The 15178-nt window shown below is 64.0% G+C and carries 16 protein-coding genes; 8 read left to right on the top strand and 8 right to left on the bottom strand.

Annotation, left to right across the window (positions count from 1 at the left end):
* Nucleotides 1-1857 (top strand): aminodeoxychorismate synthase component I, encoded by a 1857-nt coding sequence (pabB, locus tag GTP55_RS01580; protein ID WP_161043233.1) that lies wholly within the window; start codon nucleotides 1-3, stop codon nucleotides 1855-1857.
* On the opposite strand, the gene GTP55_RS01575 is transcribed toward pabB, so the two are convergent.
* Both GTP55_RS01575 and ftrA read right to left on the bottom strand, forming a co-directional pair.
* Nucleotides 1854-2213, bottom strand: coding sequence for a DUF1428 domain-containing protein (locus GTP55_RS01575; protein ID WP_161043232.1), 360 nt, complete (start codon nucleotides 2211-2213; stop codon nucleotides 1854-1856). The genes pabB and GTP55_RS01575 overlap by 4 nt on opposite strands.
* Before the next feature lie 25 nt (nucleotides 2214-2238).
* On the bottom strand, nucleotides 2239-3192 hold the full coding sequence (gene ftrA / locus GTP55_RS01570; protein WP_161043231.1) for a transcriptional regulator FtrA: 954 nt from the start codon (nucleotides 3190-3192) through the stop codon (nucleotides 2239-2241).
* 91 nt (nucleotides 3193-3283) lie between these two features.
* Here ftrA and GTP55_RS01565 point away from each other — a divergent pair, with 91 nt between their 5' ends.
* Nucleotides 3284-3676 (top strand): rhodanese-like domain-containing protein, encoded by a 393-nt coding sequence (locus GTP55_RS01565; protein ID WP_161043230.1) that lies wholly within the window; start codon nucleotides 3284-3286, stop codon nucleotides 3674-3676.
* Between the two features lie 14 nt (nucleotides 3677-3690).
* On the opposite strand, the gene GTP55_RS01560 is transcribed toward GTP55_RS01565, so the two are convergent.
* On the bottom strand, nucleotides 3691-4293 hold the full coding sequence (locus GTP55_RS01560) for a glutathione peroxidase (RefSeq protein ID WP_161043229.1): 603 nt from the start codon (nucleotides 4291-4293) through the stop codon (nucleotides 3691-3693).
* Between the two features lie 201 nt (nucleotides 4294-4494).
* On the opposite strand from GTP55_RS01560, the gene GTP55_RS01555 reads away from it, so the two are divergent.
* Nucleotides 4495-5532, top strand: a complete 1038-nt coding sequence (locus tag GTP55_RS01555; protein ID WP_229257690.1) for an extracellular catalytic domain type 2 short-chain-length polyhydroxyalkanoate depolymerase — start codon at nucleotides 4495-4497, stop codon at nucleotides 5530-5532.
* Here GTP55_RS01555 and GTP55_RS01550 read toward each other — a convergent pair.
* The 4 genes from GTP55_RS01550 to GTP55_RS01535 are packed head-to-tail and all read right to left on the bottom strand — an operon-like array spanning nucleotide 5504 to nucleotide 10947.
* Nucleotides 5504-6958, bottom strand: coding sequence for an NAD-dependent succinate-semialdehyde dehydrogenase (locus GTP55_RS01550; RefSeq protein WP_161043228.1), 1455 nt, complete (start codon nucleotides 6956-6958; stop codon nucleotides 5504-5506). The two genes, GTP55_RS01555 and GTP55_RS01550, sit on opposite strands and share 29 nt — an antisense overlap.
* An 11-nt stretch (nucleotides 6959-6969) precedes the next feature.
* Nucleotides 6970-7812: a PPK2 family polyphosphate kinase gene (locus tag GTP55_RS01545; RefSeq protein WP_161043227.1), complete on the bottom strand. Its 843-nt coding sequence runs from the start codon at nucleotides 7810-7812 to the stop codon at nucleotides 6970-6972.
* 13 nt (nucleotides 7813-7825) lie between these two features.
* Nucleotides 7826-9436, bottom strand: coding sequence for an NAD(P)-binding protein (locus tag GTP55_RS01540; RefSeq protein WP_161043226.1), 1611 nt, complete (start codon nucleotides 9434-9436; stop codon nucleotides 7826-7828).
* Nucleotides 9436-10947 (bottom strand): polyamine aminopropyltransferase, encoded by a 1512-nt coding sequence (locus GTP55_RS01535; protein ID WP_161043225.1) that lies wholly within the window; start codon nucleotides 10945-10947, stop codon nucleotides 9436-9438. Before GTP55_RS01535 ends, GTP55_RS01540 begins: the two co-directional genes overlap by 1 nt.
* Before the next feature lie 50 nt (nucleotides 10948-10997).
* On the opposite strand from GTP55_RS01535, the gene GTP55_RS01530 reads away from it, so the two are divergent.
* The 5 genes from GTP55_RS01530 to speD are packed head-to-tail and all read left to right on the top strand — an operon-like array spanning nucleotide 10998 to nucleotide 14497.
* The gene (locus GTP55_RS01530; protein ID WP_110846069.1) at nucleotides 10998-11384 is read left to right on the top strand and encodes a DUF350 domain-containing protein; all 387 of its coding nucleotides are present in this window, start codon (nucleotides 10998-11000) and stop codon (nucleotides 11382-11384) included.
* A 19-nt stretch (nucleotides 11385-11403) separates the two neighbouring features.
* Nucleotides 11404-12444, top strand: a complete 1041-nt coding sequence (locus GTP55_RS01525) for an SPFH domain-containing protein (protein ID WP_161043224.1) — start codon at nucleotides 11404-11406, stop codon at nucleotides 12442-12444.
* A 6-nt stretch (nucleotides 12445-12450) separates the two neighbouring features.
* A complete protein-coding gene (locus GTP55_RS01520) occupies nucleotides 12451-13920 on the top strand; it encodes a DUF4178 domain-containing protein (RefSeq protein WP_161043223.1) in 1470 nt (489 codons plus the stop codon).
* Entirely contained in the window at nucleotides 13917-14093 is a 177-nt protein-coding gene (locus GTP55_RS29505) for a hypothetical protein (RefSeq protein ID WP_169112324.1), read from the top strand. Before GTP55_RS01520 ends, GTP55_RS29505 begins: the two co-directional genes overlap by 4 nt.
* Nucleotides 14090-14497: an adenosylmethionine decarboxylase gene (gene speD / locus GTP55_RS01515; protein ID WP_161043222.1), complete on the top strand. Its 408-nt coding sequence runs from the start codon at nucleotides 14090-14092 to the stop codon at nucleotides 14495-14497. Before GTP55_RS29505 ends, speD begins: the two co-directional genes overlap by 4 nt.
* Here speD and GTP55_RS01510 read toward each other — a convergent pair.
* Nucleotides 14494-15141 carry an NADPH-dependent F420 reductase gene (locus GTP55_RS01510; RefSeq protein WP_161043221.1) on the bottom strand — a complete coding sequence of 216 codons (648 nt, stop codon included), beginning with the start codon at nucleotides 15139-15141 and terminating at the stop codon, nucleotides 14494-14496. The two genes, speD and GTP55_RS01510, sit on opposite strands and share 4 nt — an antisense overlap.
* Between the last annotated feature and the right edge of the window lie 37 nt (nucleotides 15142-15178).

The following is a 15178-nucleotide window of genomic DNA, read 5'->3' as shown; positions in this document are numbered from 1 at the left end:
ATGAACACCGAAGTATTCGCCCTGCTGGATGACGCCAGCCCGGAAGCCATCCAGGCCGGCGGCCGTTCGCGCCTGTACACCGGCCACCGCGCCACGCTGCGCTGCGACGACATCGGCCAGTGGCCGCAGCTGCTGGCGCAAATGCAGCAAGCGCTGGCGCGCGGCGAATACGCAGTCACCGTGTGCAGCTACGAATTGGGCGAAGAACTGCTGGCCTTGCACATGGACGATGCGCCGGCGCGCGCCGCGCGTGGCGCACCGCTGGCACAGATCCTGTTGTTCACCGACTGCGCGCTGCTGTCGTCCGCGCAGGTCGGCGACTGGCTGGCGGCGCGCTCGTTCCCGATCGAGCGGCCGGCCGGCATCGCCCACATCCAGCCGAACATCGATCAGCAGGCGTTCAGCGCGGCGCTGGCGCGCATTCACGACTATATTGCGGCCGGCGACACCTACCAGGTCAATTACACGTACAGGCTGCGTTTTGACGCGTTTGGCGGCATCCACGCGCTGTACGCACGCCTGCGCGGCCGCCAGCCCGTCCCTTACGGGGCCTTGATCGCGCTGGACGACGGCAGCGCCGTGTTGTCGCTGTCGCCTGAACTGTTCGTGCGCCACAGCAGCGGCGTGCTGACCGCGCGGCCGATGAAAGGCACGGCGCCGGCCGCACCGGCGGCGCAGCAAGCGGAAAACATCCTGCGCGCCACCCACCTCGCCGCCGATCCCAAGAACCGCGCCGAGAACCTGATGATCGTCGACCTGCTGCGCAACGACATCGCGCGCGTGGCCGTCACCGGCAGCGTGGAGGTGCCGGCACTGTTTGAAGTGCAGCGCTACACCAGCGTGCTGCAGATGACCTCCACCATCACTGCGCAGTTGCGGGACGACGCTACGCTGCCCGAAATTTTTGATGCGCTGTATCCCTGCGGCTCGATCACCGGCGCGCCCAAGCGCCGCACCATGGAAATCATCCGCGAACTGGAGCCGGACCCGCGCGGCATCTACACCGGCGCCATCGGCTGGTTCGATCCGCGCAAGGATGGCGACGGCGGCAAGGTCGGCGACTTCTGCATGTCGGTACCGATCCGCACGCTGACCTTGCAGCCGCAAGGCACGGACGGCGTGCGCCACGGCGAAATGGGCGTCGGCGCCGGCATCGTCTTCGACAGCGACGCCGCCGACGAATACGCCGAGTGCCAGCTCAAGGCACGCTTCCTGACCGGCCTGCAAAACGATTTCGAGATGTTTGAAACCATGCGCGCGACGCCAGCCGGCGGCGTGCGCCATCGCGAACGTCATCTGCAACGGCTGGCCGCATCGGCCGCCTACTTCGGTTTCCCATGGGATGCCAAGGCGGCGGATGCCTATCTGGACACCGCCTGCGCCATGCTGGAGCCGCAGCACGCAGCCTATCGCTTGCGACTTGCGCTCAGCCCGTCCGGCGCCTTCTCCGTGCAGCATGCGCCGCTGTCGCCGCTGGCCGAACCGGTGCGTGTGCTGCTGGCAGAAGACAATACCAGCAGCAACGACCTGTTCCTGCGCCACAAAACCAGCATCCGCCAGCGCTACGACGCCGCCTGGCGCGACGCCGAAGCCCACGGCGCGTTCGATACCCTGTTCTTCAACGAACGCGGCGAACTGACCGAGGGCGGCCGCAGCAACGTCTTCGTCCGCATCGACGGCCGCTGGCTGACGCCGCCGCTGAGCGCCGGCGTGCTGCCAGGCGTAATGCGCGGCGTGCTGCTGGATGATCCCGACTGGAACGCCGGCGAAGCGCCGATCACACGTGCCATGCTGGACGCCGCCGACGACATCATCCTTTGCAACGCCCTGCGCGGCGTGCTGCGGGTCGCACGCTAAAGATCGATCATCATCTCGAAGCCGCCGTAGATCATGCGCTTGGCGTCGAACGGCATGTTGGCCGGGTCCATGTAGGCGGCCACACGCGGATCTTTCATCACCCTGTCGTTGATCTCGTCGCGTTTGGCGCGCGATTCGTAAACGATCCACGAGAACACCACGCGTTCGCCTTCTTCCAGCATCACGCTTTGCGGGAAGGAGGTCAGCTTGCCGGGTGGCGCATCGTCGGCCACCGTTTCGCGGAATTCCAGCGCGCCGAATTCCTTCCACACGGCGCCGCATTCGCGCGACATTTTCTTGTACGCCTCAAGTTTTTCCTCAGGCACCGGAATCACAAAACCGTCTACGTAGGCCATGACTGTCTCCCAGAAAGTGAGATGGCTAGCGTAGCACGAAGCGTTTGCGGTAAGCGCCCGGTGTCGTCGCGGCAAGACGGCGGAAGTGATGGCGCAGCGATGCCTCCGAGCCGAAACCGGCGCGCTCGGCGATCTGCGTCAGCGGCACTTCCGGGTCTTCCAGCATCTCCTTGACGATGGCCACGCGTTCACGGATCAGCCATTCCAGCGGGCCGAAGCCGGTAGCCTGCTGGAACTGGCGCTGCAAGGTGCGCGGACTCATGGCGGCGCGTTCCGCCATGCTGGCCACCGTGTGCGGCTGCGCCGGATGGCTGCGCAACCAGTCCAGCAACTTCGACAGGCGTCCCTGCTCCCCCTGCGCCATGGGACGCGGCAGGAACTGCGCCTGCCCGCCTTCACGATGCGGCGCCACCACCAGCCGCTGCGCCACCAGATTGCCGACCTTGGCGCCATGGTCGCGCCGCACCAGATGCAGCAGCATGTCCAGCCCGGCGGCCGAGCCGGCGGCGGTGATCACCTGGCCGTTATCCACATACAGATGATCGGGCTGTACTTCGATCAGTGGATAACGTTGCGCCAGCCGCTCGGCATAGCGCCAGTGGGTGGTGGCGCGCTGGCCGTCCAGCAGACCGGCGGCGGCCAGCACGAATACGCCCGAGCAGATCGAACACAAACGCGCGCCGCGCGCGTGGGCGGCGCGCAGCCAGTCCAGTAATTGCGGCGGCGGCAATTCGCCGGCATCGCGCCAGCCGGGAATGATGACGGTGTCCGCCAGGGCCAGCAATTCCGGCGCGTACGGCGCCTGCACCGTGATGCCGCCGGCCGCGCGGATCGGTCCCTGCTCGACGGCGCAGACGGCAAAGTCGTACCAGTCCACGTCCAGTTCCGGACGCTCCAGCGCAAACAGTTCGACCGTGCAGCCGAATTCAAATGTACACAGGCGATCGTACGCCAGCGCCACCACCAGATGTTTTTTCATGGCGTAATCTTAGCGGATAATGGCATGTGCGCCACTTCTGGCCGCAGCGGTGCGTCCGCACAATGAAGGCTCATCTACACAGGAGAGTCCGATGTCCCACGTTACCGCCATTCCCGCCGCCGACAGCGCCGCCGCGCTGGCCCACTTTGAGGCCAGCTTCCGCTACGAAACCGATTGCTGGGACGTGCACGATGCCATGTCCGGCGGCCAGCCGGATTTCGTGCTGCTGGATGTACGGGGAACGGAGAAGTACGCGGCCGGCCACGTGCCCGGCGCGCTGGATCTGGCGCATCGCAAGATCATCGGATCGAAGCTCGCCGAATTCCCGGCCGACACGCTGTTCGTGGTCTATTGCGCCGGCCCGCACTGCAACGGCGCCGCCCGCGCCGCCGTGCGGCTGGCGCAGCTGGGCCGCCCGGTCAAGCTGATGGCTGGCGGCATCACCGGCTGGCTGGACGAAGGTTTCGCCCTGGCCAGCATTTAGTCAAGACCCAAGCGTCAGGTGCCGAGGGCCTTTTCGACAGCGCTGACCAGCTGCTTGTCGGTCGGCGTGACCTTGCTGCCGAAGTTGGCGACCACATTGCCGTTGCGGTCGATCAGGTATTTGTGGAAGTTCCAGGCCGGCGCCTTGCCCGTCGCTTTGATCAGGTTAGCGAACAGCGGATTCGGCTCCTTGCCGGACACCACCGACTTGGCAAACATCGGGAATTTCACGCCGTAGGTGTTGTAGCAGAAATCGGCGATTTCCTTGCTGCTGCCGGGTTCCTGCTGGCCGAAGTCGTTCGACGGGAAGCCCAGCACCACCAGGCCTTTGCTGCCATATTTGGCGTACAGGCCTTCCAGACCTTCGTACTGGTTGGTGAAGCCGCAGTAGCTGGCGGTGTTGACCACCAGGATCACCTTGCCGGAGTACTGGCACAGGTCCTGCGGCGAGTCGTCCTGCAGGCGCTTGAAGGACTGCTTGAGGATGGCCGGGCAGCTGGCGGGAGCAGTCGCCGCCGGGGCTGCCGGCGCAGCGGCAGGCGCTTGCGCAAACGCGGAGGCGCTGGCCAGCATGGTCAGCGAGGAAACGAGGCACAGTTGGGCGAAAGTCTTGGACATGGTGTCGGCCGGGAAAGGATAGTAAAAAAACCATTCTAGTCCAAATTAGTGCCCGTCGCACGATTGATCCAGATTAAGCAAAACGCCGCCCACCGCGCTAACGTCATTCCCGCGCAGGCGGGAATCCATAGGCCGCGTGCAGGCCGCTTCAGCATGGATTCCCGCGTGCGCGGGAATGACATGCATGCGATGGAGGCGGCTATGCGTATCTTGTTGTGGTGTTTGCTATGGCTGGTCAGTGTCGCCCAGGCGCAGGTGATGTCGCTACCGGCGCTGAACGCCGGCCAGGTCAGCGTCTCCGGCCTGTCGTCAGGCGCGTTTATGGCGGTGCAGTTCGAGGTGGCGTTCTCGCGTACCGTGATCGGCGCCGGGGTGATTGCTGGCGGCCCGTATTTCTGCGCCCAGGGCAGCGTCTACGCCGCCACCACCACCTGCAGCTGCACCAACGAATTCTTCTCCTGCCGCGTGCGTCCCCGCGGCACCCGCGTGCCGGACCTGATCACCCTCACCGACTGGTTCGCCGCCTCGCAAAGCATCGATCCCACCAGCGCGCTGGCCAGCCACCGGGTCTGGATGCTGTCTGGCACCCTCGATTCCGTGGTCCCGCAGGCTGTGATGAACGATCTGCTCACCTACTACCGCCACTACATCGACGCCAACCGCATCACCTACAGGCGCAACCTGATGGCCGAACACGCGATGCCGACCGACAGCTACGGCAACACCTGCGCCACGCTCGGCTCGCCCTACATCAACAACTGCAACGATGACGCCGCCGGCGAGCTGCTCAACTGGATCTACGGACCGCTGGCCGCGCGCAATACCGGCACGCTGAGCGGCCGCTTCATCGCCTTCGACCAGTCGGAATTCATCGCCCTGCCCACCTGGCACGGCATGGCCGACACCGGCTACCTGTACGTGCCGGCATCATGCGAAAGCGGCGGCTGCCGGCTGCATGTGGCGTTCCACGGCTGCCAGCAGAATCAGGACAGCATCGGCACGCTATTCATCCGTCACGCCGGCTACAACGCCTGGGCCGACACCAACCGCATGCTGGTGCTGTATCCACAAACCCTTGCCACCTTCGCCAATCCCAACAGCTGCTGGGACTGGTGGGCCTATGACGACACCCGCTACGCGCAAAAAAATGGCCGCCAGATGGCGGCCGTCAAACGCATGGTGGACCGGCTGGCTGGCGCCACCATTGCGCTTATATGCCGCCGAGGCAGATGTACTTGACCACCAGGTAGTCTTCAATGCCGAGGTGCGAGCCTTCGCGTCCCAGGCCCGATTGCTTGACGCCGCCAAACGGCGCCGCTTCGGTGGAAATCAGACCGGTGTTGACGCCCACCATGCCGCTCTCCAGTCCTTCCGCCACACGCCAGATGCGACCGACGTCGCGCGAGTAGAAATAGCTGGCCAGGCCAAACTCGGTATCGTTGGCCAGCGCGATGGCTTCGTCATCGGTCTTGAAGCGGAACAGCGGCGCCAGCGGGCCGAAGGTTTCTTCCTTGGCCACCAGCATGTCGGCGTTGATATCGGCGATCACGGTCGGCTGGAAGAAGCTGTGTCCCAGTTCGTGCCGTTTGCCGCCCAACAGCAGACGGCCGCCTTTGGCCAGCGCATCGGCCACATGCTGCTCGACCTTCTGCACCGCCTTCTCATCAATCAATGGGCCCTGCGTCACGCCCTCGTCCACGCCGTTGCCGACCTTGAGTTTTTCCACCGCCGCCACCAGCTTTTGCGCAAACGCGTCATACACGCCGTCCTGCACGTAGATGCGGTTGGCGCACACGCAGGTCTGGCCGGCGTTGCGGTACTTGGAGGCGATGGCGCCTTCCACTGCCGCGTCCAGGTCGGCGTCGTCAAACACAATGAACGGCGCGTTGCCGCCCAACTCCAGCGACAGTTTCTTGATGGTCGGCGCGCTCTGCTCCATCAGCAGCCGGCCCACCTGCGTGGAACCGGTAAAGGTCAGCTTGCGCACCAGCGGATTGGCGGTCATCTCGCCACCGATGTCCTTCGATTTGCCGGTCAGCACGCTGAATACGCCCGCCGGCACGCCGGCCCGTTCCGCCAATACCGCCAGCGCCAGTGCGCTGTACGGCGTCGATTCAGCCGGCTTGAGCACCATCGGGCAGCCGGCCGCCAGCGCCGGTCCGGCCTTACGGGTGATCATCGCAATCGGAAAATTCCACGGCGTGATGGCGGCGCACACGCCGATCGGCTCCTTGGTCACGAGGATGCGCCGATCCTGCCACGGCGACGCCAGCGTCTCGCCGGCCACGCGCTTGGCCTGTTCGCCAAACCACTCGATGAACGAAGCGCCATACGCCACCTCGCCGCGCGACTCGGACAGCGGCTTGCCCTGCTCCGCCGTCATCAGCAGCGCCAGGTCGTCGGTGTTTTCCAGGATCAGGTCATTCCACTTGCGCAGGATGCGCGCCCGTTCCACGGCGGGCTTCTTGCGCCACGCCGGCCAGGCGGCGTTGGCGGCGTCGATGGCGCGTTTGGTTTCGGCCGCACCCATCACCGGCACGGTGCCGATTTGTTCGCCGGTGGCGGGATTGGTGACGGCCAGCGTCGCGCCGCCGTCAGCGTCGGTCCATTCGCCGTTAATGTAGGCCTGCTGGCGCAGCAGGCTGGGATCTTTCAGTTGCAGCATAAGTCATCTCCTTACTCCACGGTGAAAGACGACAGGTCAGGATGCGGCGGCGGGTAGCTCAGGTCCATGCCTTCCAGCGTTTCCAGCAGCAGGCTGGCGATCACCAGGTTGCGATGGGTCTTGGAGTTGGCCGGCACCACATACCATGGCGCGTGCGGGGCATCCGTTTCGCGGATCGCCTTTTCGTACGCGCGCTGATAGTCGTCCCATTTTTCACGTTGCTTGATGTCTTCCGGATTGAATTTCCACTGCTTGTCCGGATCGTCCAGGCGCTCCTGCAAACGCTCGCGCTGTTCTTCCTTCGAGATGTGCAGGAACACCTTGATGATCACCGTGCCCGTTTCCGCCAGCATGCGTTCGAAGTCGCGAATCTGCGCGTAGCGGCGCTTGCACTCGTCGTCATCGATCCAGCCCTGCACCTTGGTGATCAGCACATCTTCGTAATGACTGCGGTTGAAGATGGCGATCTCGCCGTTGGCCGGCACGTACTGGTGCACGCGCCACAGGTAGTCGTGCGCCAGTTCGGCGTCGGTCGGCCCTTTGAAGGCCACGGCGCGCAAGCCCATCGGGCTGATGCCCTTGAACAGCGCGCGCACGGTGCCGTCCTTGCCGCCGGTGTCGGTGCCTTGCAGGACCAGCAGCACTTTCTGCTTGTGCTGCGCGTACAGCTTGTCCTGCAACGCGGCGATGCGGTCGATCAGCGCGGCGGTGCGATCCAGGTCAAGCGCCTTGGCCTTGGACTTGCGCAGCTTGGGATTGGCGGCACGGCTGGAGAAGACGTCATCGTCGGCGTCTTCGTCGCGAAGCTTGAATTTGGGCGGTGCGCGAAAGCGCTGGCGGGCATTGTGTGTCATGGGATTGAGCTTATCATTTAGCGGCGAGCTGCGCCGCGCGGTATCCCCACCAGGCAGCTTCCTCAAAGACGGAAAAGCCTGACAGGTCGGCATGGGCAAATAAAATCGGCCCATCTGCTTCACGCAATGCTCGCATGCCGGCGTTGTTGCGGAAACCGGGCCAAGGCACAGCCATCGCATGCCCCCTCAGGGTAATGTCGACCCGCTCCACACAGGAGGCGAATTGCGCGCCGTAGGCGGTTTTGAGATCGGCGCTGGCCAGTGCCAGCAGCTCTTCCGGCTTGGCCGACGCCATCCAGTGGCGCGCCGTGCTGGCCTTGCGGTCGGATAGCGCGACATAGGAACTGAACACGGTCTTTTCCGGCGGCTGCACGCGGATATCCTGGTGAGTGGACACCACGAAGCCCAGCCCCGGTTCGCTGTACACCACGTTATCCCACGATAGCGGTTGATTCGGAAGCTCCTCGGGGAAACGCTTGAGCAGGAAGTTCGCCACCATCCACGGCGCGTATTCCGGCACATGCCTAGATGCGTCGAAACCGTATTCGCCGATGTTATCCACAACCCGCGCCGCCACATAGGTCGGCATGGCGCAGATGGCTTTGCGCGCGCGCACCAGATAACTGGTGGCCTGGCCGTTTTCCAGCTTGAAGCACAGGGCTTCGACGCCATCGGCGGTCTTCTTCAGCGATATCGCCGTCCCCGCCATGCGCTTGACCTCCGCTGCGCGCTCGATGCCCGATACCAGCGGCTGCAATCCGCCCGGCCATGTCAGCCACGCGCCGTTGCCGGCATTGGTGGCCTGGCCCCAGCGGCTGCAGTAGTAATGCAGGCCGGCCCATGCCGAGACCTTGTCGTAGCGGGTGCCGTAATCGTCGCGGCAGCAGTAGTTCAGATACCAGTGGAGCGTCGGCGACTTGTAGCCGTTCTGCTCCATCCACTGCTTGAGCGAGATGCGGTCCAGCGCCTGCCACTCGGGATCTTCCGACGACATCACGGTCGGGAACACGAACACGCGGCGGCCATCTGCGCCATGCAGCTGGCGCAGCCGATGCACCTCATCGAAGAAGCGCTTGTGCTCATCCAGCTCCCACTTCGGCACGCCGTCGGTGGGAATGAAGCCGTCCTGCCAGTGGCCGTTGAACAGCAAGCGCTCTTCCGGCGCGTGCAGGATGAAGCGCTCGTCGTAGTAAGGCTTCTCCGCAAAGGCGTCCTTCTGGATGATGCCGAGATCAGCCAGGATTTCGCGCACGTGCGTGGATTCCGGCGACGGCAGCGGCAGATAGTGCGCGCCAGTCGGATATTCGTATTCGCCGAACGCGCCGCCGGCCGCATTACCGTAGGGCTGCGGCCCGTCGATCATCAGCACATCGGTCTTGCCGAGCTTTTTCAGTTTCCACGCGGCGGTCAGGCCGGACACGCCCGAGCCGAGTATCACCACATCGGTGTGGATAACTTGCGAGGGCGGCGGAATGGCGCGGCGGTCGCGCAGAAAGTGGCCTTCATCGCGGCCGACGTAATGCACGGCCGGCGTAATCTCCTGCCAGCGCTGGAACGCCAGCCCACTGCCGGTGACGGCCAAGCCGGAAGCGCCAACCCATACGAGAAAAGAACGACGCTGCATCAGCGGATCACCCGGCGCCAGTCCTGCTCGAATTCGTGCACGAGCGACTGGGTGTTGAGACGATTCGGCTCCATCGGCAGCGGCTTCATATCCGGCGGGAAGATGAACATCTCGCGCGTGGTGTCGGCGTTCAGGTAGCGCATCGGCAGGCGATAGCTGGTGGGCGGTGTGTAGTTGGCCTGTGGCGTCGCCAGGATGAAGCCCCATTCGCCGAACGACGGCACGTAGGCGTGATACGGATAGGTTTTCAGGCCCACTTCGCGCAGCGTCGAATCGATGGTCCAGTAAGCGTGCGGCGCGAAGAACGGAGACGTCGATTGCACCACCATCAGCCCATTGGCCGCCAGATGCTTGCGCACCATGCCGTAGAACGGCACCGAATACAGCTTGCCCAGCGCGAAGCTGGAGGGATCGGGGAAGTCGACGATCACGGCGTCGAACATATCGTCGTTATGCTGTAGCCAGATGGCCGCATCGGCATTCACCACCTTCACCCGCTTGTCGCTAAAGGAGCCGTGATTGAGCTTGACCAGTTCCTCGCGGTGCGTAAAGGCGCCGGTCATGGCCGGGTCGAGGTCGACCAGCGTTACGTGTTCGATATTCTGATAGCGCAGGATTTCGCGCAGCGCCAGGCCGTCGCCGCCGCCCAGCACCAGCACGCGCCGAGCCCACGGCAGCGGTTGCAGCACCGGATGCACCAGCGCTTCGTGATACCGGTATTCGTCACGCGAGGAGAACTGCAAATTGCCGTTGATGTACAGGCGCGTATCGTCCTTCCACTTGGTGATCACCAAGCGCTGGTACGGCGTGGTGGTGGCAAACACGATTTCGTCGCCGAACAGGCCATGCTCGCCCCAGTAGGTCATCTTGTCGGCGAAGGCAAAGCCGAACACCAAAGCGCACAACACCGCGCTGGCGCGCAGCAAACGGCCCGTGACGTTTTTCAGCTCTGTGGAAAACGCCTTGATTGTCCACAGGGCCACGCCGACATTGAGCATGCCGAACAAGAAACCGGTGCGCACCAGGCCCAGATACGGCGCCAGCACCAGCGGGAACAGCAGCGACACCGCCAGCGCGCCGAGATAATCGAAAGTCAGCACGCGGCTGACCAGTTCATTGAATTCCGTCTGCCGCGCATTCAGCGCGCGCATCACCAGCGGCACCTCCATGCCGACAAAGGCGCCGACCAGGAACACCATGGTGTACAACAGCGTGCGGAACGGCGCCGCCATCCACGAGAAAGTCAGGAACAGCACCGCCGCCGACACGCCGCCGATCAGGCCCACCGCCAGCTCGATATCGACAAAACGCGCCAGCACATCCTCGTCCTTGACGTACTTGGAGAAATGCGCGCCGACGCCCATCGCAAACAGGTAGCATCCAATAATCGTCGAGAACTGGAGTACCGAATCGCCCAGCAGATAACTGGACAGCGCCCCGGCAATCAGCTCATACGCCAGTCCACAGGACGCCACGACGAAGACGGACAAAATCAGAATCTTTTTGGTCATTTCTGCTCATTTGCATTATTATCAAGTAATACTTTACCTGAAGGTGTGCCGTGCCCGCCATCCTAAACTACCTGATTCACCTGTTGCTGGCCGCTTTGCTGCTGGCCGTGTTCTTCAAGGCCTACACCTGGTCGACGCCGTTCGACGAGGTGAAGCTGATCCGCGCGGGCAACCAGGCGGCGGCGCTATCGCTGGGCGGAGCGTTGATCGGTTTTTCCATCACCATCGGTTCGGCCCTGATGCATACGCTCGACTACCAGCAGTTTTTCGCCTGGGCCCTCGGCGCAATGCTGATCCAGATGCTGGCGTACGCCATCACCACGCGGGTGCTGAATATGTCTAAGGACCAGATTGAGGCGAACAACACGGCGTTCGGCGGCCTGCTCGGCGCGATTTCCATTTCCATCGGCGTGATCAACGGCGCCGGCATTTCCTAATTTCGAAGCGAGGACCATCATGGGTATCGGCAGCTTTATCAAGAAGCAGTTTATCGATGTACTGCAATGGAACGAGGACACCGAAGGCGTGCTGGCGTGGCGCTATCCGATGGCCGACCAGGAGATCCAGAACGGCGGCCAGCTGGTGGTGCGCGAATCACAGGTGGCGGTGTTCGTCAACGAGGGCCAGGTGGCCGACGTCTTCGGTCCCGGCACCCACACGCTGACCACGCGCACGCTGCCGGTGCTGACCAACCTGAAAAACTGGGACAAGCTGTTTGACTCGCCGTTCAAATCGGACGTGTACTTCTTCAGCACCCGCGTGCAGACCGGCCGCAAATGGGGCACGCCGCAGCCGATCACCATCCGCGACAAGGATTTCGACATGGTGCGCGTGCGCGCCTTCGGCATGTATTCGTACCGCGTGACCAACGCGCGCACCTTCTTCTCGGAGATCAGCGGCACGCGCGAGGTGTACACCCGCGACGAGGTGGAGGACCAGCTGCGCGGCATCCTGATGGCGACCATGGCCAGTTCGCTCGGCGCGTCGCAAGTGCCGTTCCTCGACATGGCGGCCAACCAGGCGCTGATGGCGCAGCAGGTCAAGGGCGACCTGACCACGGCGTTTGCCCGCTACGGCATCGCGCTGGATGAATTCAACGTGGCCAGCGTCAGCCTGCCGGAAGAACTGCAGGCGGCGCTGGACGAGCGCATCTCGGCCGGCATGAAGGGCGGCATGAGCGCCGACAAGCTGGCCGGCTTCACCAAGTATCAGGTGGCCAGCTCGATCCCGCTGGCGGCCGGCAACGAGGGCGGCCTGGCCGGCATCGGTGCGGGTCTCGGCGCCGGCCTGTCGGTGGGCCAGGTAATCGGCCAGACCATGGGCCGCACGCTGGCGCCGCAAGCGGCGGCAGCTGTACCTGCGGCTCCGCCAGCTACGTCCGAGGAATCGATCGAAGACCGTCTGGGGAAACTCAAGGGCCTGCTCGACAAAGGCCTGATCTCGGCCGCCGACTACGACAGCACCAAGGCTGAACTGCTGAAAAAACTGATCGGCTAATACTGCATGCAAATCGTTTCCTGTCCCAGCTGCGGCGCGGAAGTCAAATTCCACTCGCACGCCTCGGTCATGGCGGTCTGCGAGTATTGCAGCACGCGGGTGCTCAAGGACGCCGACGCCGTCAAAGACCTGGGCAAGATGTCGTCCGTGCTGGAGGACTACTCGCCGATCCAGATCGGCACCGCTGGCGTACTCGGTGGCCGGCCGTTCACGGTGGTCGGCCGCATCCAGCTGCGCTATTCGGCCGGCATGTGGAACGAGTGGTATCTGCTGTTCGACGACGGTAAAACCTCCTGGCTGGGCGATTCGTCCGGCATGTACACCATCACCGCCGAATATGACGGCGCCAAACCGCCGCAGGCTTTCGAGGAGCTGGTGCCCGGCCGTACCTACGGCATCGGCGGCGGCTTGTATACGGCAGCCGAAGTGCGCGTGGCCGATTGCATTGGCGGCCAGGGCGAGCTGCCGTTCAAGGTAGGCGATGGCTACCAGGCCAAAGTGGCCGACTTCCGCCGCGGCCAGGAATTCATCACCCTCGATTATTCCGACGGACCGCAGCCGGTGGTCTACACCGGCCTCGCCGTCACGCTGGACAGCCTGCAATGCCAGCTGCTGCGCGACGACGACACCATCCAGCGTGCGGCCGGCCGTTATCGCGGCAAGCTGTCGGCGCTGGACTGCCCGTCGTGCGGCACGCCGATCAAATACCTGCCCGGCATTACCGCCAACCTGGTGTGCCCGGCCTGCGCCACGCAGATCGACGCCGCCAGTCCCAAGGCGCAAGTGGTGGCCGCCGGCGAACGGGTGGAAGCCGTGCCGCTGATGCTGGAGCTGGGCGCCACCGCCAAAATCAACAACCAGGACTTCACCATCATCGGCATGATGCGGCGCGCCGACGATGAAGCCAATGAGTGGGACGAATACCTGATGTACGGCCCGCGCGCCGGCTTCTCGTGGCTGGTGCTGACGGAAGACGGCTGGTCCGGCGCCAATGTGCTGTCGTCGTGGCCGATGTCGTACATGCCCGGCGCCGGCAGTGTGGCGGTGGACAAGGTGCAGTTTTCCGCCTTGTACAGCTACGAGGCGGAGGTGACTTATGCGGTGGGCGCCTTCAACTGGCGCGTGTCGGTCGGCGACAAGGCGCAGGTGGCGGAGTTCCAGGCCGGCCAGTTGCGGCTGGCCGCCGAAACCACCGACAGCGAGATGACGTGGTCGCGCTCCTCGCCGGTGTCGGCCGACCAGCTGGCGGTGTGGTTCGGCACCGGCTTCAAGGGCAAGGTGAAAGCGCCGTCGAAGGCCAAGCCGTTCGGCAACAACCGCTATCGCACCACCGCCAAGTACATCATCTGGTTCATGCTGGTGGTGAATGCGGTGCCGCTGCTGTTCAACTTCTCCGGCACCTGGTTCATGACCGCGATCGCCGCGATCGCCATTTATCTGCCTGCCGTCTTCCTCGACGATAACGAAAAAACATGAGCAAATTTTTTATCTACGCGATCGTCGTCGTACTGTTTAGCGCCGGCAGCAGCTGGACGCGCATGGTGAGCGGCGGCTCGGGCCGCAGCGCCGGCGGCAGTTCGTGGAGTTCGCACACCGGCGGTGGCGGCGGCAGCTGGGGTGGCGGTTCAGGCGGTGGAGGCCACAAGTGAAGCGCGAAGCGCTACCGGCGGCAACGCATGTGGCGTCCGGCACCCATGTGCTGGCCGACCTGAGCGGCATCGCCGCCGACAAACTGAGCGACTGCGCCGGGCTGGAAACGCTGTTGCGCCAGGCCGCCGAAGCGGCCGGCGCACACATCCTGTTCAGTCACTTCCACGCCTTCGGCGACGGTCAGGGCGTGACCGGCGTGGTGCTGCTGGCCGAATCCCACATCACCATTCACACCTGGCCGGAATGCGGCTTTGCCGCCGCCGACCTCTTCATGTGCGGCAGCGCGCAGCCGGAGTTAGCGCTTGCTATCATCACCGCAGCGCTGCAGCCCTGTACCTCCCATCACCGCATTCACCTGCTTGCCCGCTCTGCGGCGCCCACACAGGCCGCCGATAGCGATTAGATACTGACGAAGTTGTGCGTCGACAGCGGACCAAAAGGCAAGGAGGCGAGCGGGCCGCCAACCTCCAGCGGGCCGAGGTCGATCGGGAGGAACCCGGCCGCCTCCATGATGGCGCGCACTTCGGCTTTAGCCGCCACGTCATCGCCGGAATAAAACAGCACGCGTTTGCCACCGGCCGTGTGCGGCTCCTTCAGCACGTTGACATCGTTGTGGTTAAAAGCCTTGACCAGGCGCGCGCCCGGCACCAATTGCGCGATGATCTGACTCGAATGCTTGCCGCCCAAGTCGACCGGCTTGATGCCGTAAGCGGCCAGCGGGTTGGTGGGATCGTTCGCCTCCGGCGAGGTGGCGGGATCGAAGAATTCCACCGGGTTGGTGCCATCGATTACGATGCGCCCCTGCCACGCCGGCAAACTGCCCAGCACCTTCGCCGCATCCACCCAGCGCACCGCCACCAGGACAATGTCAGCACTTGCCGCTTGCGCTACCGTGCCGGCCTGGATCGATGGGCCCAGTTCCTGCACCAGTTCCGCCAGCGAGGCCGGTCCACGGCTGTTGGAGATGACGGCGGAAAGTCCTGCCTTGGCCACCAGGCGCGCGAAACTGGCGCCCAGCGCGCCCGAACCAATGATGCCGATACTCATGATATTTCCTTTGAAGTGATTATTTGATGAGTTGAAT

This window comes from Duganella margarita, from assembly GCF_009857535.1.
GTDB classification, from domain to species: domain Bacteria; phylum Pseudomonadota; class Gammaproteobacteria; order Burkholderiales; family Burkholderiaceae_D; genus Rugamonas; species Rugamonas margarita.
Note: the sequence above shows the minus strand (reverse complement) of the source record. Positions and strands in the feature narration are given on the sequence as shown.